A 21,121-nucleotide genomic window follows, 5' to 3' on the forward strand; every position below is an offset into this window, starting at 1 on the left:
ATGTATTAAAATATGAGTGAATTAAAATTAATACCAGAAGTTTCGCTACCAAAATTTCTTAAACATTCTTTGTCTATATTAAGAAATCCTTTACCTTTCCATCATTCTAATTTTCTTTTACATGGAAATTTATTTCGATTAAAAGTGGGCTTTGGAAAATCAGTTATTTTTACTCGTGATGCAGATTTATTGAGTTATGTGCTGCAAAAAAACCAAAAAAATTATACAAAATCACCTATCCAAACCAGAGATTTAGCTAAATATGTTGGTAAAGGGCTATTAACTGCTGAAGGTGAAAAATGGCAAAAGCAAAGGAAGTTAATACAACCCGCTTTTCATAAGAGCCAATTAACCTTGCTATTAGATACAATTTATGTAATAATTCAAAAAGAATTAGATATTATTGTTGTTGATAAACCAATTGATATTTTCCCCATTTTTAATGATTTGGCTTTTCAAACCGTTGTGAAATCATTATTTAGTTCAGAAGTTGAAGAGAAGGACATTAAAAAATTACAGCATACTACAGAGGTAACTCAGCAAATGCTTGTTAAAGAATTACGTCAACCTTATTTGGGGTGGTGGTTTAAATTATCAGGAAAAATTAAATTTCATATCAATTTAATTGAAGAATCTAGAGCGATTTTAAGTAGGTTAGTTAACCAAAGAAAAAAAAGCAATAATAAGTATAATGATTTATTAGATATGTTGTTGGATGCTCGCTATGAGGATGGTTCTGCTATGAAAGAAACGCAACTGCTTGACGAAATTCTAATTTTATTTGCTGCTGGACATGAAACTACTTCAAATGCTTTGACTTTTATATGTGAATTGTTAGCTAGAAATCCAGAATCTCAAGATAAAATTTTGGAGGAAGTTCGTAAAGTAAAATCGGAATCTAATGATATAATGTATTGGTTAAAAAATACTACTTATACTAAGTTAGTTATTGAAGAGGCAATGCGATTGTATCCACCAGCTTATTTTATTGATAGAGTTAATAAAGAAGACGATTCATTTAATGGTATTGATTTGCCTAAAGGTTCTAATTTGTTGTTTTCTGTATACGAAATCCATCGTCATCCTGACTTTTGGGAAAGACCAGAAGAGTTCTTTCCTGAGCGTTTTCTAGATGAGAATACTAAATTCTCTAAAAATTATTATCCATTTGGTGCTGGGCAAAGAATGTGTATTGGTAATAATTTCGCCATGTATGAAATGATTTTGACTATAATGACAGTAGTAGAACGATTTGAAATTCTGGAAAAAAAGGAAACCATTCAGATAAAGCCATTAATCACATTAAAACCATTTGAAGCTATTTTAGAGTTTAAGAACCGATAATGAATGCTAAAGAAAGACATACCCAAAGCATTAAAGAAGAAGCTAAACGACTTGGATTTTTATCCTGTGGAATTTCAAAAGCTGAATTTCTTGAAGAAGAAGCACCACGATTGGAAAATTGGTTAAACGAAAACAGACACGGTCAAATGAGTTATATGGAAAATCATTTTGACAAAAGATTAAATCCAACGTTATTAGTTGATGATGCTAAAAGTGTTATTTCCTTATTGTTAAATTATTTTCCTTCGGAAACTCAAAATCAAGATTCGTATAAAATTTCAAAATATGCTTATGGTCAAGATTATCATTATGTAATTAAAGAAAAACTAAAAGAATTATTGCATTTTATTCAAACTGAAATAGGTGAAGTTTCTGGAAGGGCTTTTGTAGATTCTGCACCTGTTTTGGATAAAGCTTGGGCTGCAAAAAGCGGTTTAGGTTGGATAGGAAAAAACAGTAATTTGATTACTCAAAAAGTAGGTTCTTTTTATTTTATTGCCGAATTAATCATTGATTTAGATTTAGAATATGATACTGCAACAACAGATCATTGCGGAACTTGTACGGCTTGTTTAGATGCTTGTCCAACAGAAGCTATTGTTGCTCCTTATGTAGTTGATGGTAGTAAATGTATTTCTTATTTTACCATAGAATTAAAAGATAATTTACCACAAGAAATGAAAGGAAATTTTGACGATTGGGCTTTTGGTTGTGATGTTTGCCAAGATGTGTGTCCTTGGAATCGATTTTCAAAACCGCATAATGAATCATTATTTCAACCTAATGAATCACTTTTGAAATTTTCAAAAAAGGATTGGGAAGAAATTACAAATGAGACCTTTAACAAAGTGTTTAAAAATTCAGCTGTTAAAAGAACCAAATTCGAGGGTTTTAAAAGGAATATTGATTTCTTAAAAAGTAATGAATAAGAATTTTTTATAATTAGCTATATTTGGGCTTTAAAATAGTAATTGTGAAAAAAATTTGTGCTCTAATCATTTTGTTAAACTTTCTTAAATTTAGTTTTAGCCAAAATTTACCAAATGATTGTCAAAACTATATACAGGCTTGTGATAATCAAAGTGTTTCTTTTAATGTTGCTGGTGCTGGAATTCAAGAAATTAATCCACCATCTTGCAGTAGTCAAGAGACTAATTCATTGTGGTTAAGAGTGACTATAGATCAGCCTGGTAAATTAGGATTTACTATAATACCTCAGAGTTCAAATATTAATGAAGATTATGATTTTTGGGTTTTTGGACCAGGATCAACTTGTGGTAATTTAGGCAATCCAATTCGTTGTTCAACAACAAATCCTGCTGCTGCTGGTCAATCTAATAATCATACAGGTTTAAATGCTACTGCTACAGATACTAGTGAAGGTCCTGGTCAAAGCGGAGATAGTTTTGTGAGAGAACTAGATGTTCTAGCAGGGCAAAGTTATTTTGTAGTTATTGATAGACCTGTAGGAAGTTCTCCCTTTTCTTTAAATTGGAACGGAACAGCTACTATTTTAAATCCTTTTGCAAATTTAAATTTTCCTGATTTTCCTGATATTGTTCTTTGTGATGAAGGAGCTGATAATTTAGAGCCCTATAATTTTTCAGTAATTGATAATCAGTATTTAACAAGTTTTCCAGGTTTCTTTATCACTTACTTTACTTCATTGCAAGATGCTTCATTAAATAATAATCCTTTAGTTGGAATAACAAATATAAGTCAAGGAACATACTTTGCTAGGATTAATTCTGTATCAGCTCAGTGTACTGAAATTAAACCTATCAATGTGATTTTTGATAATATAATGACAAGCGATATTACTAAGACTGTTTGTGAGGATACTAATGCTGCTACAATTAATTATGATTTAAGCTCACACACTAATGAGGTTTATACAGGAACTCAAACCGTAGTTTACAGTTATTATAATTCATTAACAGAAGCAACAAATAGTAATAATGCTATAACAAATTGGCAAAATATTAGTTTGCCAGTTGGAACTAATATTTTCTATATAAGAACAGAAAAAGGAACTTGTTTTGATATTGCTGAATTAACAATTAACGTTGTGGCTAGACCTGTAATTAATGGATTGGTTAGTTTGAAACAATGTGATGATGATACTGATGGTTTTAGTGCTTTTAATCTAACAGAAGCAAATGAATTAATTATAGCGAATACAATAGGGTTAACGTTCACCTACTTTTTAAACGCAACAGATGCTCAAAACAATACAAATCCAATAGGGAACGATACTAATTTTGTCAATCAAACAGTAAATGTTCAAACAATCTATTATAGAGTTAGTAATAGTAATGGTTGTTTTAGAACAGGACAATTAGATCTGACGGTAGCAGCTACTCAAATCCCAACATCTTTTACGCCTTTACTATATGTTTCTTGTGATGATACTTTTGGAGCAAATAATGATGGAATAGCAAATTTTGATTTTAGTACTGCAGTCACAACTATTTCTAATTTATTCACAGGTCAAGTTGTATCCGTTACTTTTTATGAAAATGTAAATGATGCTTTGGCTGAAATTAATCCTATTATTAATTCTTCTAATTTTAATAACACTAGTTCAAATACGCAAGATATTTATGTGAGAGTAGATAGCGATGTTAATAATGATTGTGTTGGTTTGGGAATATATGTTACGCTTGAAGTGGAACGTTTACCAATAGTATTTCCAAAAGTAGTTAAAACGTGTGATGTTAATAATGATGGAATATTTAATTTTGATACCACAAATATAGAAACTGAACTTTTAAATGGATTAACCAATGTTTCAGTAACTTATATAGACGATAATAATTTTACTTATACAGCATTACCTAATCCATTTACAACAACTTCACAAACTTTAGATGTAGTTCTAATTAATAATACAACAAATGCTTGTAGTTTTTCAACAACCCTTGAATTTATTGTTGATGAAAGACCAATGATTAATTCAATTGATTCCAACTTATTAATTAAGTGTGACGATGAATCAAATCCTTCATTTCAAGATGGAAGTGTTACATTTGATACTTCTACTTTTGAAAATACAATAATTGGTACACAAACAAATGTTATTGTGGAATATTTTGACGAAAATAATAATCAACTAACTGATTTTATTGGGAGTTTTGAAACTACAACACAAGATATAACGGTTAAAATAACAAATTTGAATAATGTAAATTGTTTTGCTACAGATGTTTTATCTTTTGTGGTGAATCCAATTCCAAATATTTATATAAATTCAAGTACCGAAGTAATTTGTACTGATGATGCTAGTTCTTTTATTACTTTAAATGCGGGTTTAGTTGATGAAACAACTATTGGAAATTTTACTTACCAGTGGTATTTGGATAACCAACCTATTTCTGGAGCTAATCAATATTTGTATGACGCAACATCTGCTGGTAATTATAGTGTTGTAGTTACAAACTCTAATATGTGTACTAGTACTAGAAATTTAATGGTTAACCCGTCAAATATTGCTATAATAAACGATATCCAGATTTTAGATTTAGTAGATTCTAATACTATATCCATTTTAGTTTCTGGAGATGGAGAGTATCAATATAGTATAGATGGAGAAAATTTTCAGAATGATAATGTTTTCTACGATGTTCAATCAGGATTGCTTACTGCTTATGTTTATGATTTGAATGGTTGTGGGGTTTCAAATGAAACAATAAGTGTTTTAGGAGTGCCAAAATTTTTCACACCTAATGGAGATGGTATTAATGATTTTTGGAATGTAAAAGGATTTGATGAACGATTTGGAAATCAAACAACTATTTCCATTTTTGATAGATATGGAAAACTATTAAAACAAATTTCGTCTTCGTCACTAGGTTGGGATGGAACATTTAATAGTTTAAATATGCCTGCTTCGGATTATTGGTATACCATAAATATGATAGATGGTCGAGTGCAAAAAGGGCATTTTTCATTAAAAAGATAATTAAACTAAGATTTTTTTACATTTTTAGAAAAGAGTAGTATTAAAATTTTTTTCTTTCGTTCCTTATTTTAACTTTGTAAATTCATATAAAAGTGATTATATGCACAAAGATACAAAAAGAAGAGAAGCCTTATTATACCACGCTAAACCAACACCTGGAAAAATTCAGGTTGTACCAACTAAAAAATATGCTACGCAAAGAGATTTGTCATTAGCTTATTCTCCTGGTGTTGCCGAACCTTGTTTGGAAATAGTAAAAGATATAAACAATGTTTATAAATACACTGCTAAAGGAAATTTAGTAGCAGTAATTTCTAATGGAACAGCTGTTTTAGGACTTGGAGATATCGGTCCAGAAGCCTCTAAGCCTGTTATGGAAGGAAAAGGATTGTTGTTTAAAATATTTGCAGATATAGATGTGTTTGATATAGAAGTTGGGACTAAAGATGTAGAAGCATTTATACAAACCGTTAAAAATATAGCCCCAACATTTGGAGGGATTAATTTGGAAGATATTAAAGCTCCAGAATCTTTTGAAATTGAAAGAAGATTGGTGGAAGAGTTGAATATCCCAGTAATGCATGACGATCAGCATGGAACTGCAATTATTTCCTCTGCTGCTTTATTAAATGCACTTGAATTAGCAGGTAAAGAATTAGGAAGTGTTAAAGTAGTAGTTTCTGGTGCAGGATCAGCGGCATTAGCATGTGCTAATTTATATGTCTTATTAGGTGTGAAAGTAGAGAATATTTTCATGTTTGACAAGGATGGAATGTTAACGAATAGCAGAGAAGATATTTCTGATTTACAAAAAACATATGCTAAACCGTGTAAGCCACAAACACTAAAAGAAGTAATAGTTGATGCAGATGTCTTTTTAGGATTGTCTGTAGGGAATATTTTTACACCTGAGATGTTACTTTCTATGAGTAACGATCCAATTGTGTTTGCAATGGCAAATCCAGTCCCTGAAATCGATTATAATGTAGCTATTAATACAAGAGAAGATGTAATTATGGCAACTGGTCGTTCTGATCATCCTAATCAAGTAAATAATGTTTTAGGATTTCCATATATTTTTAGAGGAGCTTTAGATGTTCGTGCTAAAAAAATAAATGAGGAAATGAAAATGGCTGCTGTTCGTGCACTTGCCGAACTAGCAAAGAGTCCTGTTCCTGAACAAGTAAATATTGCTTATGGTGAAACTAAGCTAAATTTTGGTCGTGATTATATTATACCAAAACCATTTGACCCAAGGTTAATAGGTGTTGTTGCTCCAGCTGTAGCAAAAGCAGCTATAGATTCAGGTGTGGCTCAAATTGAAATTGTTGATTGGGAAAAGTATGAGTTAGATTTATTAGAACGATTGGGTTCTGATAATAAAATGATTCGTATGCTAGTAAATAGAGCGAAGACAAATCCCAAGAAAGTTGTTTTTGCAGAAGCAGATCATTTAGATGTGCTAAAAGCAGCTCAGATTGTTCATGAAGAAGGAATTGGTGTGCCAGTTTTACTTGGAAATAAAGATATTATCCAAGAATTAATGCTAGAAATAGGTTTTGATTCTGATGTTGAAATTATTGATCCCAAAATAGCAGAAGAAGATAAGAGAAGAAAAAAATATGCTAAAGCTTTTTGGAAATCAAGACAGAGAAGAGGTGTTACTATGCTTGATGCTGAAAAATGGATGCGTGAACGTAACTATTTTGGATTAATGATGGTTAATTCTGGTGAGGCTGATACAATGGTTACAGGTTATTCAAGAAGTTATCCTACAGTTGTTAAGCCAGTAATGGAATTAATAGATAAAGCACCTGGAGTAACTCGTATTGCAACAACTAATATGATGATGACATCGAGGGGACCAATTTTCCTTTCAGATACAGCGATTAATCCAAACCCTTCTGCTGAAGACTTGGCTAAAATTGCTTTAATGACAGCAAAAACAGTTAGAATGTTTGGTATGGAACCCGTAATTGCAATGGTTTCATTTTCTAATTTTGGTTCGTCCGAAAATGAAAATCCTAAGAAAGTTAGAGAAGCTGTAGCTTATCTTCATAAATATTATCCCGATTTGATAATCGATGGAGAAATTCAAACCGATTTTGCATTGAATCCTGAGATGTTAAAAAGTAAGTTTCCTTTTTCAAAATTGGCAAACAAAAAAGTGAATACTCTTGTTTTTCCAAATTTAGATTCTGCGAATATTACTTATAAAATGATGAAGGAATTAAATAAGTCAGATTCAATAGGACCTATAATGTTAGGATTAGATAAACCAGTACATATTTTTCAATTAGGAGCTAGCGTAGAAGAAATGGTAAATATGGCTGCAGTCTCTGTAGTTGATGCTCAAGAAAAAGAAAGAAGGTTTAAACAATCAACTTTAAAATAATATTTTATATAAAAACGACTATTAACAAACATGATAACACATATTCAAGGAAGATTAGTTGAAAAAACACCAACAGAAGTTGTGATTGATTGTAACGGAATTGGTTATCATGTCAACATATCTTTGCATACTTTTTCACTCATTCCAAATGAGGAAAAAATTAAACTTTTTACTTTTTTACAGATAAAGGAAGATGCACATACGTTATACGGATTTGTAGAAAAACAAGAAAGAGAATTGTTTAAGTTGCTTATTTCAGTTTCTGGAGTTGGAGCAAGTATTGCAAGAACCATGTTGTCCTCATTAGCGCCCCAACAAATTATTCAAGCCATAGCATCAAACGATGTAGCTACAGTACAAAGCATAAAAGGTATAGGTGCAAAAACTGCCCAAAGAGTTATTTTAGATTTAAAGGATAAAGTGTTAAAAGTGTATGCTTTAGATGAAGTTTCTCTGGTTTCAAACAATACTAATAAGGAAGAAGCGTTATCTGCTTTGGAGGTGTTAGGGTTTGCTAGAAAAACAGCTGAGAAAGTTGTTGAGAAAGTTGTTAAAGAAGACCCTAATGCAAGTGTAGAAAATTTAATAAAACAAGCACTAAAAAATTTATAAGACTTGGAAAAGAAATTAAAAGTTAATATTTTGAGCAGGCAAATAAAAGGGGATAAAAAAATATTTTTAGGCATTTTATTTTTGTTTTTTTTGCAAATTAATGCTCAAGACAATGATTCTATAAAAGCGGGTGTCGATTTAGGTAAAATTGAAGTACCAAATCCTCAAAGTATAGTGGAAGCTTATACTTATGATGTTACAACCGATAGATATATCTATACGAATACTTTTGATGGTTTTAATGTAAATTATCCTTTAGTTTTAACTCCAAAACAATATCAGGAATTAGTTTTGCGCGAAGAAATGCGTAAATATTATAGAGAGAAATCTGCTGCTGTAGATGGTAAAAAAGAGGGAAGTGAAGAAAAGAAGAAAGATTTATTACCGAGATATTATGTGAATTCTAAATTTTTTGAAAGTATTTTTGGGAGTAATACAATTGATATTAAACCGACAGGTTCTGTAGAAATTGACCTAGGACTTCGTTATACAAAACAAGATAATCCCGCTTTTTCTCCAAGAAACAGAGTGACTACAACTTTTGATTTTGATCAAAGAATTAGTGTTGGTTTACAAGGAAAAGTTGGTACTCGATTAAATGTAAATATAAATTATGATACTCAATCTACATTTGCTTTTCAGAATTTAATAAAATTAGAATACGGTTCAACCGAAGATGATATTCTTCAGAAATTAGAAATTGGTAACGTGAGTTTTCCTCTTTCGAATTCACTAATTAGAGGGTCTCAGAGTTTATTTGGAGTTAAAGCTCAATTCCAATTTGGAAAAACAACAGTTACTGGAGTTTTTTCTGAACAGAAATCACAAACCAAAACAGTTACTTCACAAGGAGGAGGAACACTTCAGGATTTCCAGTTATTTGCTCAAGAATACGATTCTGATAAGCACTATTTTTTATCTCAGTATTTTAGAGATAAATATGACAAATCTTTGGAAACTTATCCTTATATTAACAGTAGAGTTCAAATTACAAGAATTGAAGTTTGGGTAACTAATAAACAAAATAGAATTAACTCTAATGAGAATAACTTAAGAAATCTTATTGCTTTACAAGATATAGGTGAAGCTCCATTATCAAATTTATTGCCGCAAGAGGTGGTTGGGGTTAATTTAACAAGTAATCCTAATTTTTTCAATGCTGTTGCTCCAGATAGTCCAGCTGATAATGCTAATAATAAATTTAATCCAAATAAAATAGGAACTAATTTTTTAAAGCCAGCTATTCGAGAAGTTGCTACAGCAAATAATGGTTTTACTATTGGTGTAGATGAAGGTTTAGATTATGCTAAATTAGAAAATGCTAGAAAATTAACGGCTTCTGAGTTTACTTATCACCCTCAGTTAGGATATATATCTTTAAATCAAAGATTGGCTAATGATGAGGTATTAGGAGTTGCTTATCAATATACAGTTGGAGATAAAGTATACCAAGTAGGAGAGTTTGGGACTGATGGAGTAGATGCTACTCAAGTTAATAATTCTGGTGTTCCTTCTTCTCAAGCATTAATTGTTAAGTTGTTAAAAAGTAATTTAACTGCTGTTAAGCAAAAGGCTCCTAATGATCCTCTTACAATGCCAACTTGGAACTTGATGATGAAAAATATTTATCAAATTCCTGGAGGTTATCAATTGCAACAAGAAGATTTTAAGTTTAACATTTTATATACGGATCCGTCACCATTAAATTATATTACTGCAGCAAATTCTGGTTCTCCACTTCCTGCAGATGTGAAGGATACTCCTTTGTTAAAAGTGTTAAATGTAGATAAGTTAAATTATACTAATGATCCGCAGGATGGTGGGGATGGTTTCTTTGACTTTATTCCAGGTACAACTATTGATACTCAATATGGAAGAATAATTTTCACAACTAAAGAGCCTTTTGGAGAACTTATGTTTAAGAAATTGAATACTTCTGCATCTGAGGATTATAATAATCCATTAACTTATAATGATAATCAATCAAAATATGTCTTTAGAACACTTTATAGATCTACTCAAGCAGCAGCTTTACAAGAAAGCGAGAAGAATAAGTTCCAATTAAGAGGGCGTTTTAAGTCGTCAGGTGGTGATGGAATTTCTATAGGAGCATTTAATGTGCCTCAGGGTTCTGTAGTTGTGAAATCTGGTGGAAGAATTTTGGTAGAAGGGGTTGATTATACTGTAAATTATCAACTCGGGAAAGTGCAATTGTTAGATCCTTCATTGCAAGCTTCTAATACACCAATTGAAATATCAGTTGAAAACAATTCTGTTTTTGGCCAACAGACTAAAAGATTTTGGGGAGTTAATGTAGAGCATCAGTTTAATAAAAATTTTCTAGTTGGAGGAACTATTTTAAATTTGTCAGAACGCCCTTTTACTAATAAATCAAATTATGGTCAGGAATCGGTTAATAATACAATTGTAGGCTTAAATACAAATTTCTCAACAGAAGTTCCTTTGTTAACTCGTTTAGTTAATAAGTTGCCAAATATTGACACAGATGTACCTTCTAATCTGTCATTTAGAGGAGAAATAGCTTATTTATTACCAGGAGCTTCAAAAGCCGATCAGTTTAATGGTGAAGCAACCACTTATGTAGATGATTTTGAAGGTTCTCAATCTTCAATAGATTTACGTTCACCTCTTTCTTGGGATTTAGCATCTGTTCCATTGGAAGGGAATTTTGATGGTAATCCAGATACAACTGAGCCACCAACAGATGTTAGAAATGTAGGTTATAAAAGAGCTAAATTGTCTTGGTATACTATTGACCCTCTTTTTTATACGCAACCACCAAGCGGAATTAATAATGACGATTTATCTTTAAATAGAACAAGAAGAATTTTTAGTAGGGAATTGTTCCCAAATGTGGATATTGCCCAAGGGAATTCTAACGTTATTAGTACTTTGGATTTAACATATTATCCTAAGGATAGAGGGCCTTACAACTATAATCCGGCAATTGCAGCAACAAATCAGTTTTCTGAAGTAGATGCTCCAGATAATTGGGCCGGAATTATGCGTTCAATTAACTCTACAAATTTTGAACAATCAAATGTAGAGTATGTACAGTTTTGGGTTTTAAGTCCTTATTCATCTGAAACACCAGACGAAGCTGATCCAAATAACATAGGGAAGTTGGTTATTAATTTGGGTGAGATTTCTGAGGATATATTGAAAGATGGAAGAAAACAATTTGAGAATGGTTTACCAGAAGTTGGTTCTACAGTTCCTGCTTTACAGACTGAATGGGCACAGGTACCTAGTTCACAATCTTTAGTGTATGCTTTTGATACCAATGAAGGGAATAGAAATGTTCAAGATGTTGGATATGATGGTTTGAATGATGCAGCAGAAGCAGCAAAGTTTCCTGATTATGCAACTTATAATGATCCTTCTGCAGATAATTATCAATTTTATTTAAGTGCAACTGGAGATATAGTTAATCGTTACAGAAATTACAATAATTCTGAAGGTAATTCCCCAGTTAATGTTACAGATACAAATAGAGGAAATGATACAAAACCAGATGTAGAGGATGTTAATCGTGATCAAACGATGAATACAATTAATGCATATTTTAAATTTGAAGTGCCTATTAATTCAAGTCCTCAAGTTGGTCAAGATTATGTAGTAAATATTCAGAATACAACAGAACAGATGCCTAATGGAGCTACTGTCAAAGCAAAATGGGTTCAATATAAAGTACCTATTCAAGAATTTACAGCGGATAATCAAGTTGGATCAATTACAGATTTTCGTTCGATTCGCTTTATGAGAATGTATATGACTGGTTTTAAAGATGAAATAACTTTGCGCTTTGGTTCGCTTGAATTGGTAAGAGGAGAATGGAGAAGATATACAGGTCTTTTAGATTCAACTCCTCCTGATATGGATGGAACTGATGACCCAAACACAGGTTTTGATGTCGTAGCAGTTAATATTCAAGAAAATGCAGATAGGGAACCAATTCCTTATGTCTCTCCTCCAGGAGTTACAAGAGAACAGCTGTATAACAACAATACAGTTATTAATCAAAATGAACAATCATTATCGTTACGTGTTTATGATAAAAATGGAGGATATGATGATGGATTGGAATTAGGCGATTCTAGGGCTGTTTTCAAGAATGTAAGTGTCGATATGCGACAATTTAAAAAACTAAGAATGTTTTTGCATGCAGAAGCACTTCCTCCTGGCGAAACACAAGCTCTCGAAAATGATGAAATGATTGCTTTTATTCGTTTTGGAAATGATTTTACTGAGAATTTTTACCAAATTGAGGTTCCTTTAAAAGTAACTTCTCAAAATGCAGTTTCTCCTGATGATATATGGCCTTTAGAAAATGAAATTGATTTACCACTAAACCTCTTGACAAAGCTTAAAATTTTAAAATTGAATAATGATTCAACTATTCAGTTTGATGTAAATGGAATAGGCTTTATTGAAGAGCAAACTGCAAATAATAAGCTGAAACTAGGTATTAAAGGAAATCCTAACTTTGGTCTAGTAAGAACCTTGATGGTTGGAGTGAAAAATAATAGTGACAGAGTTATAAGAGGTGAAGTTTGGTTTAATGAATTACGACTTTCAGATTTAGATAATAAAGGAGGTTATGCAGCTGTTGCTAATTTAGATACAAATATGGCAGATTTTGCAACGCTTTCAGCCACAAGTAGGGTTAGTACAATTGGATTCGGTGGAATAGAAGAAGGTCCTAATGAGAGAAGTAGGGAGGATGTTTTTCAATATGATATCGTTACTAACTTTAATTTAGGTAAATTGTTACCTAAGAAATGGGGAATAACTTTACCATTTAATTATGCAGTTGGAGAGGAAACAATTACTCCTAAATATGATCCTTTTTATCAAGACATAGAATTACAACAAATTATAGACAATACTGATGATGAAGCTAAAAAAGATGAGGTGAAAAATAGAGCTATAGATTATACTAAAAGAACAAGTATTAATTTTATAGGAGTAAGAAAAGAAAGAGGAGAAGAACAAAAACAACATTTTTATGATGTAGAGAATTTAACACTTTCTTATTCATTTAATACTACAGAACATCATGATTATGAGATAGAGAGTTTGTTAGATCAACAAAATAGGACTACTGTTGATTATGCTTATGCTTTCAAGCCTAAAACTATTGAGCCATTTAAGAATTCTAAGAAATTGTCAAAAAGTGGCTATTATAAGTTATTGAAAGATTTTAATTTTAATTTCATGCCTGCTAATGTCTCTTTTAGTTCTAATATTATCAGACAGTTTAATAGACAACAGTTTAGATTAGTAGATGTTGAAGGTATTGGTTTGGATCCTCTATATAGAAGAAATTATTTCTTTAACTATCAATATGGGTTTAATTATAATATTACGAAATCATTACGTGTCAATTATACAGCAGCTACAAGTAATATTGTTAGAAATTATTTAGATGAAAGTAATGTGCCAATTGATGGTTTGGATATTTGGGATGATTATTGGAATGTAGGTGAGTCTAATCAACATAATCAACAAATCGTTGTAAATTATGATTTACCAATTAATAAAATTCCAGCTTTAAGTTTTGTGAAATCAAATTATAGTTATACTGGTGATTTTAATTGGCAACGTTCGTCAGATGCATTTTCAACTATCGAAGCAGAAAATGGTGTTGAATATCAGTTAGGAAATACTATTCAGAATGCAAATTCGCATAAGTTGAATACTACATTTAATATGGACCTTCTTTATAGATATATTGGTCTAACAGGGAACAAGAAGAAGAAAAATAAGAATAAAAAAGAGGGAGATAAAGGAAGTAAAACTTCTTTGCCTAAACCAGGCCAAAAAATTACTGCAAAAGGGAAAACGACCAAAAATGACGGAAATATTTTAGTAAATGGATTGATTGGTTTGGTAACGAGTGTAAAAAATATTCAAGCAAATTATACTCAAACTAGTGGTACAGTTTTACCTGGTTATTTGCCAGGATTAGGGTTTTTTGGTTCTTCGAAACCATCATTAGGATTTGTTTTTGGAAGTCAGTCCGATGTTCGCTATGAAGCAGCTAGACAAGGATGGCTTACAACTTTTCCAGAATTCAATCAAAATTTCACACAAGTAGTTAATAAGCAATTAAATTTCACAGCACAAGTTGAGCCTTTTTCAGATTTAAAAATTGATTTAATAGCTGATAGGATGTATTCAGAAAATTATTCAGAACAATATGATGTGAGCAATAGTGAATATAATTCTCGCTCTCCTTATAATTTTGGTAACTTTAATATTTCTACTATTTTAATCAAAACCGCTTTTACTGAGAGTAATGAGAATTTTTCTGAAACGTTTCAAGACTTCCGAGATAATAGGATTTTAGTAGCAGATAAGCTAGCGCAAGATCATTATGGAAGTAATAATTATCCTAGAGATATAGAAGGTTATCCTGTTGGTTTTGGAAAAAATAGCCAACAAGTTTTATTGCCTTCTTTTAGGGCTGCATATTCTGGAAAAGATGTTTCAAAAGAGTCTAATGGTGTTTTTAAAAACATTCCGTTACCAAATTGGAATTTAAAATATACTGGTTTAATGCGTTATAAATGGTTTAAAGAGAAGTTTAAGCGCTTTTCGTTGCAACATGGCTATAGAGCGAGTTATAACGTTAATTCATTTAGGTCTAATTTGAATGAAGCGCCAGTTGATGCAAATGGTAATTTTTATGCCAGTACAATCATCTCAAATGTAAATTTAACAGAGCAATTCAATCCATTATTAAGAGTTGATTTCGAGATGAAAAATTCAATTAAAATTATTGCTGAGATGAAAAAAGATAGAACTTTAAATATGAGTTTTGATAATAACCTCTTGACAGAAGTAAGTGGGAATGAATATACAATAGGATTAGGTTATCGAATTAAAAACGTAACTATTAATTCGTCTTTGGCAGATAATCCAACGGGTGTCATAAAAAGTGATATTAATATTAAAACCGATTTTTCACTTAGAAAAAATAACACGATAGTACGTTATTTGGACTATAATAATAATGAGCTAGCAGGTGGTCAAGATTTATGGTCAATTAAGTTATCTGCTGATTATTCGTTTAGTAAAAACTTAACGGCAATTTTCTTCTATGATCATCAGTTTTCACAAGCAGTCATATCGACTTCTTTTCCAATAACTAATATTAGAACAGGGTTTACAATTCGTTATAATTTTGGAAACTAAATATAAATAAAGAATAAATAACAAAAAATCCGTTTGAATTGCAAACGGATTTTTTATTTAAAACTATGTTGTAAAAAATATAGTGCAAGTTATTTTAGAATTAAATTATTAAAACTACATTTGTATAACGATTAAATACACACAAAATGAATATACCATCAAACTTAAAGTACACAAAAGATCACGAATGGGTTTCCATTGAAGGAGACATTGCAACAATTGGAATAACAGATTTTGCACAAAAAGAATTAGGAGATATTGTATATGTTGAAGTTGAAACCTTAGATCAAACTTTAGATAAAGATGAGGTTTTTGGAACAGTAGAAGCGGTTAAAACTGTATCGGATTTGTTTTTACCTTTAACGGGAGAGATTATTGAATTTAACGATAGTCTTGAATCAGACCCAGAAAAAGTAAATACAGATCCATATGGAGATGGCTGGATGGTAAAAGTTAAGTTTTCAGATAAAACTGAATTAGAAAAATTACTATCTAATGAAGATTACGCAGCACTTATCGGAGCGTAAGTTTTTATATTTTGCTTTTTTTTGGAGCATATTTATTGGATACATATGTTTAATTACAATAAAAAAAACTCCTACTCTAGTAAGTATTCCGTTTAAAGATAAGATAGCCCATTTTTCGTTTTATTTTATTTTATTTTATTTGTGGAAAAAAGCTTTAAATGTAAAAGAAATAAAAAGTCAATTAAAAATAGTTCTTATGGCTGTGCTGTATGGCATAATTATTGAGGTACTTCAAGGGATATTTACTAGTGATCGTCATGCAGATATTTTTGATGCTTTGGCAAATACGCTAGGAGCTGTTTCAGCATTTGTTTTTTTAAGGTTTGTTAATAAATAAATCTTAAAAAAATTTTAAAACTATTTTTAAATTAATTATATTAGCGACCTCAAAAACAAAATTATGGAAGTAAAGAAAAATCCTAATGTTGACCCTAAAAGAAATGCTACTCTGTTTTTTCAGATAGGGCTTGTAGCTGTTTTAGTGCTTACTTATATTGGAATTGAATTTAAATCGGAAGATCCAAGAGTTGAAAATGAAAAGTTTGCATTAACAGATAATTTAGTGTTAGATGAAGAGGATGTAGTTTTAACTATGCCTCCAGTACAAAGATTGCCACCACCACCACCACCAGCACCAGAGGTGATTGAAGTGGTTAAGAATGAAATCAAATTAGAAGAGAAAAAAATTGAAACTACAGAAATTGAAGAAAACAAACCTGTGGTTGTAGTTGAAGCTTCTGAAGTGGGTGAAGCTGGTCCTAGTTTAGATGATATTCCGGATGAGATGCCTTTTGCAATTATTGAACAAATTCCTATGTTTCCTGGTTGTGAAGGAATTCCTAAAAATAAACAAATGGATTGTTTTAATGAAAAAATGAATGCACACATTAAGAAATATTTCAGTTATCCAGAAAGAGCAGCAGAAAATGGTTCTCAAGGTTCTGTAGCTGTTCAGTTTATGATTGATAAAGATGGTGTTGTGAAAGATATTCAAGTAAGAGGTAGAGGTATAAAACAAGATGCAGAATTATTAGAAAAAGAAGCTCAAAGAATTATTTCTAAATTGCCAAAATTCACTCCTGGTAAACAAAGAGGAAAAGCGGTAAGAGTAAAATATGGTTTACCTATTACATTTAAATTACAATAAGAAAGTATATTCTTGTATAAAAAAAATTCCAATCAATTGATTGGAATTTTTTTTTTGGCATATAATTTGTATATGTTTTGTTAACGAGATGTTAATAATAAAAACTATATAATTATGAGAGCAAAAGATGATTTCAAAAAAAAGACAAAAAATAGCTTTATCTATTTTCAATTAGGCCTTATCGCTACAATGGTTGTGGCTTTATTTGTTTTAGAGTTTAATTTTAAGGATGTTAAGAAGATTTATAAACCTAATAGCGGTTTGACTCCTATAGAAGAAACTGTATTTGTTTATAATCCTGCAGAGCCAGAAGTTCCTGCTAAAGTTAAGCCTGTTGTTGCAAAACCAATTGCAAGAGTGGAGCCTCAAGTTAAAGTTCATGATGTTTTAAATGATTTTGATATAAAAAAAGATGATGAAGTTGTAGTAAAACAAGATTTAGCAACTCAAGATGATTCTCAAACTGCAGAGAATCCTATTGATACTACTCCAACTACTGAGTCAGCTTCGGGAAATACTGATGCTGCAAATACATCTCCTAACATATTTAGCGTAGAGCAATTGCCAATGTTTAAAGCATGTAAAGGGTTGCTAAGATCAGAGCAAAAAGCTTGTTTTGATGAACAGTTAGCTAAAGCAATTTCTAGGAACTTGACTTATCCTGAAAGAGATTATGAAAACAGAAAACAAGGAACAGCTCTTATTGAGTTTATAATTGATGAAAATGGAAATATTACAAATGTAAAACCATTAGAAAATAATAGAGCGACAGAAGATATGAAAAAAGCTGCTGAAAAAGCTGTTAAAAAAATACCACAATTAATTCCTGCAAAACAAGGGAAAAAGAATGTTAGAATTAAATATGCAATTCCAATTACATTCAAGTTAAATTAATTCAAATTAATAGCTAAAAAAAATCCCATATCAATGGGATTTTTTTATTTTTACCGTATATTCAAAATAGAAACGCTATGCATGTTGAACAATATTTAGATGCTACTTATTTGAAAACAGCAGAACAAGCTGGAATTTCTAAAAAAGATAATGTTGAAATTGTAAGGAAAAACATTGAGGAAGCAATACAATACGGTTTTAAATTAATTATGTTACGTCCTGATTTTGTAGCTTTAGCAAAAGAAATGATTGTGGCTTCAAATTCAAGAGTGACTATTGGTACTGTTATAGATTTTCCTAAAGGAGATAAATCTACTGAGTTTAAAATAACTGAAGCTAAAAAAGTTATTAAAGATGGTGCTGATGATTTGGATTTTGTGATCGATTATGAGGCTTTTAAAAGAGGAGAAATAGATTTGGTTAAAGAGCAGGTTTTAGTTTGTACGCAATTAGGGTTGGATAATAATAAGATTGTAAAGTGGATTATTGAAGTAGCTGCATTAACGAATCATCAAATTGTGCAACTTTGTGCTTTAATTAAAAATACAGTGATAGCACATTTTAAAGAATCGAATTATGAAAATGTATTTGTGAAATCTTCTACAGGATTTTATGTTACTAAAGATGGTTTGCCTAATGGTGCAACTACAGCATCAGTTAAATTAATGCTAGAAAATGCTTTTCCTTTACCAGTTAAGGCAGCTGGAGGTGTTCGGAATTATCAAGAAGCAATAGAAATGATACGACTGGGAGTAAAAAGAATTGGAACTTCAGCTGCTAAAGCAATAGTAGACGGTAAGGAATCAAAATCAGATTATTAAAGATGAATAAATATTTAAAACTTTTTGTTTTTTTACTTAGTATTTCAATGTATGCTCAAGTAGAAAAAGAAATTTTTCCTGTTTTTTCTGAATGTGAGAATGAACAAACTGAAAACCTAGAAAATTGTTTCTATAATACATTGCAGAATTTTGTTTATTCAAGTTTTGTTGTTCCTGCTGAAATTAAAGAAAAAGCGTATAAAGGAAATATTATAGTGGTATTTGAAGTAGATACGATTGGTTTTTTTAAAACATTGTACATCGATGCAGTATCAAACGATTTAAAACAAGAGACTCAAAGGGTTTTTAATACTTTGCCAAGAATAAAACCTGCAAATTTTTCAGGAAGACCAACGTATTCTAAGTTCACGCTCAAATTCGCAATTCCGCTTTCAGATCCTTCAGAGTATAAAAATCAAGTTATTGAAGATAATCAAGACAAAACTACTGCAGTTTTAATTGATAATTCAAAAGAGTTAAATGAGTTTGAAGCGGTAGAAAAATCATATAAACCTTTTAAAAACTCTAATTTTAATAGTGATTTGAATATTTCATTTACACATTCAAATTATTACAATTTTGAAGCATTGCTTAATCAGGTTGGAAGTAATAATCATACTGCAACAAAGCCGTATTCTTATAATGATGTGGCTAAATATTATGATTTTGAAGCAGTTAAAAAAAGTATGCTGAAAGATAAAGGGTCTTGGTGGGGTAGGAAAATTTGGAATGAAAATTTAGTAGCCATTCAAGGAGAAGGATATTGGTTTACTTTAAATCCAATTTTTGATTTGAGAATAGGGAAAGATACAGAAAGCGAATTATCAAGTACTTTTGTAAATACAAGAGGAATTCAAGTTCAAGGATCTCTAGGTAAAAATATAACCTTTGCTTCGTCGATTTACGAAAGCCAAGGGCGTTTTGCAGATTACTACAACGAATATGCACTTAGTTTAAGGCCGTCTGGTGGGAATCCAGCAATAGTTCCAGGAATAGGTATTGCAAAACAATTTAAAGAGAATGCTTTTGATTTTCCTTTGGCTGAAGCTAATCTTAAATACAAACCGAGTGAATTTATTGATTTACAATTAGGATATGGTAGAAATTTTATAGGTGATGGATATCGTTCTTTATTGCAAAGTGATGCGACGAGTCCTTATCCTTACTTTAAAATTAATACTACTTTTTGGAAAATTAAGTATACTAATACATATATGTGGCTGAAAGACGTTCGTCCAGATGTGACTTTGGAAGGAACTTATGCTACAAAATATATGGCAAGTCATTATTTGAGTTATAATGTTTCTAAGCGCTTGAATATTGGGTTGTTTGAAAATGTAGTCTGGTCCAATACTAATGAGCGAGGATTTGATGTTAATTTTGTAAACCCAATTATCTTTTATAGAGCAGTTGAGTTTTCTTCTTCTTCAAAAAGTGGAAATGCTGTTTTAGGAGCAACAGCTAAATATAAATGGAACAATCAAATTAATTTTTACGGACAATTTCTTTTAGACGAATTTGCTATTGGTGATGTAAAAGAAGGAAATAAAAGTTGGAGAAATAAATTTGGATATCAAATAGGAGCCAAATATTATGATGCTTTTAAGGTTAAAAATTTAATGCTTCAGTTGGAATACAATCATGTACGACCTTATGTGTATTCACATAGTAACCCATTAACTAATTATGGACATAATAATCAAAGTATAGGGCATGCTTGGAGTGGTAATTTTAGAGAACTAATTGGAATTGCGAGATATTTTAAAGGAAGGTATTTTGGTGAAGCGAAATTTACCTATGGGCAAAGGGGGTTTGATTTTAATTCAGCTTCAGATACTTTTAATTATGGAGGTAATATTTATTTGACTTATGAGGATAATAGACCTTTTGATACAGGTGTAAAAGTGGCTCAAGGAAATAAAACAACCATTGTTATTGCTGATTTACAATTAGGTTATGTAATTAATCCCTCTTCTAATTTAAAAGTTTTTGGTAGTTTGTTCTATCGTGATTTCAGTCCAAAAGTTCAAACACAATCACTACAAAAATCAAATACAACTTGGTTTTCAATTGGTTTAAGAAGTGATTTATTTAATTGGTATTTTGATTATTAACAAATGTTAGATGTTTTTCTATTGTAATTTAGATATAAATCAAAAATCTTATTTGTATCTTTGCGCCCAATTAAACAAGGATATC

12 protein-coding genes are annotated in these 21,121 nt (G+C 30.9%); all 12 read left to right on the forward strand.

Annotation, left to right across the window (positions count from 1 at the left end; genetic code table 11):
• Positions 1-12 precede the first annotated feature (12 nt).
• The 12 genes from FIA58_RS17470 (at position 13) to FIA58_RS17525 (ending at position 21,036) form a co-directional block, all read left to right on the forward strand.
• Positions 13-1,344: a cytochrome P450 gene (locus FIA58_RS17470; RefSeq protein WP_140963987.1), complete on the forward strand. Its 1,332-nt coding sequence runs from the start codon at positions 13-15 to the stop codon at positions 1,342-1,344.
• The gene (gene queG / locus FIA58_RS17475) at positions 1,344-2,273 is read left to right on the forward strand and encodes a tRNA epoxyqueuosine(34) reductase QueG (protein WP_165928946.1); all 930 of its coding nucleotides are present in this window, start codon (positions 1,344-1,346) and stop codon (positions 2,271-2,273) included. Before FIA58_RS17470 ends, queG begins: the two co-directional genes overlap by 1 nt.
• 44 nt (positions 2,274-2,317) lie before the next feature.
• Positions 2,318-5,305, forward strand: coding sequence for a T9SS type B sorting domain-containing protein (locus tag FIA58_RS21745; RefSeq protein WP_140963989.1), 2,988 nt, complete (start codon positions 2,318-2,320; stop codon positions 5,303-5,305).
• A gap of 100 nt (positions 5,306-5,405) precedes the next feature.
• Positions 5,406-7,700, forward strand: coding sequence for an NADP-dependent malic enzyme (locus FIA58_RS17485; protein ID WP_140963990.1), 2,295 nt, complete (start codon positions 5,406-5,408; stop codon positions 7,698-7,700).
• 30 nt (positions 7,701-7,730) lie between these two features.
• On the forward strand, positions 7,731-8,312 hold the full coding sequence (gene ruvA, locus FIA58_RS17490; protein ID WP_140963991.1) for a Holliday junction branch migration protein RuvA: 582 nt from the start codon (positions 7,731-7,733) through the stop codon (positions 8,310-8,312).
• 30 nt (positions 8,313-8,342) lie between these two features.
• Positions 8,343-15,533, forward strand: a complete 7,191-nt coding sequence (gene sov, locus FIA58_RS17495; RefSeq protein WP_208022830.1) for a T9SS outer membrane translocon Sov/SprA — start codon at positions 8,343-8,345, stop codon at positions 15,531-15,533.
• 146 nt (positions 15,534-15,679) lie between these two features.
• Positions 15,680-16,060, forward strand: a complete 381-nt coding sequence (gene gcvH, locus FIA58_RS17500) for a glycine cleavage system protein GcvH (protein ID WP_140963992.1) — start codon at positions 15,680-15,682, stop codon at positions 16,058-16,060.
• Positions 16,029-16,397, forward strand: a complete 369-nt coding sequence (locus FIA58_RS17505; RefSeq protein WP_140963993.1) for a VanZ family protein — start codon at positions 16,029-16,031, stop codon at positions 16,395-16,397. Before gcvH ends, FIA58_RS17505 begins: the two co-directional genes overlap by 32 nt.
• A gap of 63 nt (positions 16,398-16,460) precedes the next feature.
• Positions 16,461-17,207 carry an energy transducer TonB gene (locus tag FIA58_RS17510; protein ID WP_140963994.1) on the forward strand — a complete coding sequence of 249 codons (747 nt, stop codon included), beginning with the start codon at positions 16,461-16,463 and terminating at the stop codon, positions 17,205-17,207.
• A gap of 114 nt (positions 17,208-17,321) precedes the next feature.
• A complete protein-coding gene (locus tag FIA58_RS17515) occupies positions 17,322-18,101 on the forward strand; it encodes a TonB family protein (RefSeq protein WP_140963995.1) in 780 nt (259 codons plus the stop codon).
• A 77-nt stretch (positions 18,102-18,178) separates the two neighbouring features.
• Positions 18,179-18,922: a deoxyribose-phosphate aldolase gene (deoC, locus tag FIA58_RS17520; RefSeq protein WP_140963996.1), complete on the forward strand. Its 744-nt coding sequence runs from the start codon at positions 18,179-18,181 to the stop codon at positions 18,920-18,922.
• A 2-nt stretch (positions 18,923-18,924) separates the two neighbouring features.
• On the forward strand, positions 18,925-21,036 hold the full coding sequence (locus FIA58_RS17525; RefSeq protein WP_140963997.1) for a gliding motility protein RemB: 2,112 nt from the start codon (positions 18,925-18,927) through the stop codon (positions 21,034-21,036).
• Positions 21,037-21,121 lie beyond the last annotated feature (85 nt).

It is taken from the genome of Flavobacterium jejuense (assembly GCF_006491595.2).
Lineage (GTDB): Bacteria > Bacteroidota > Bacteroidia > Flavobacteriales > Flavobacteriaceae > Flavobacterium > Flavobacterium jejuense.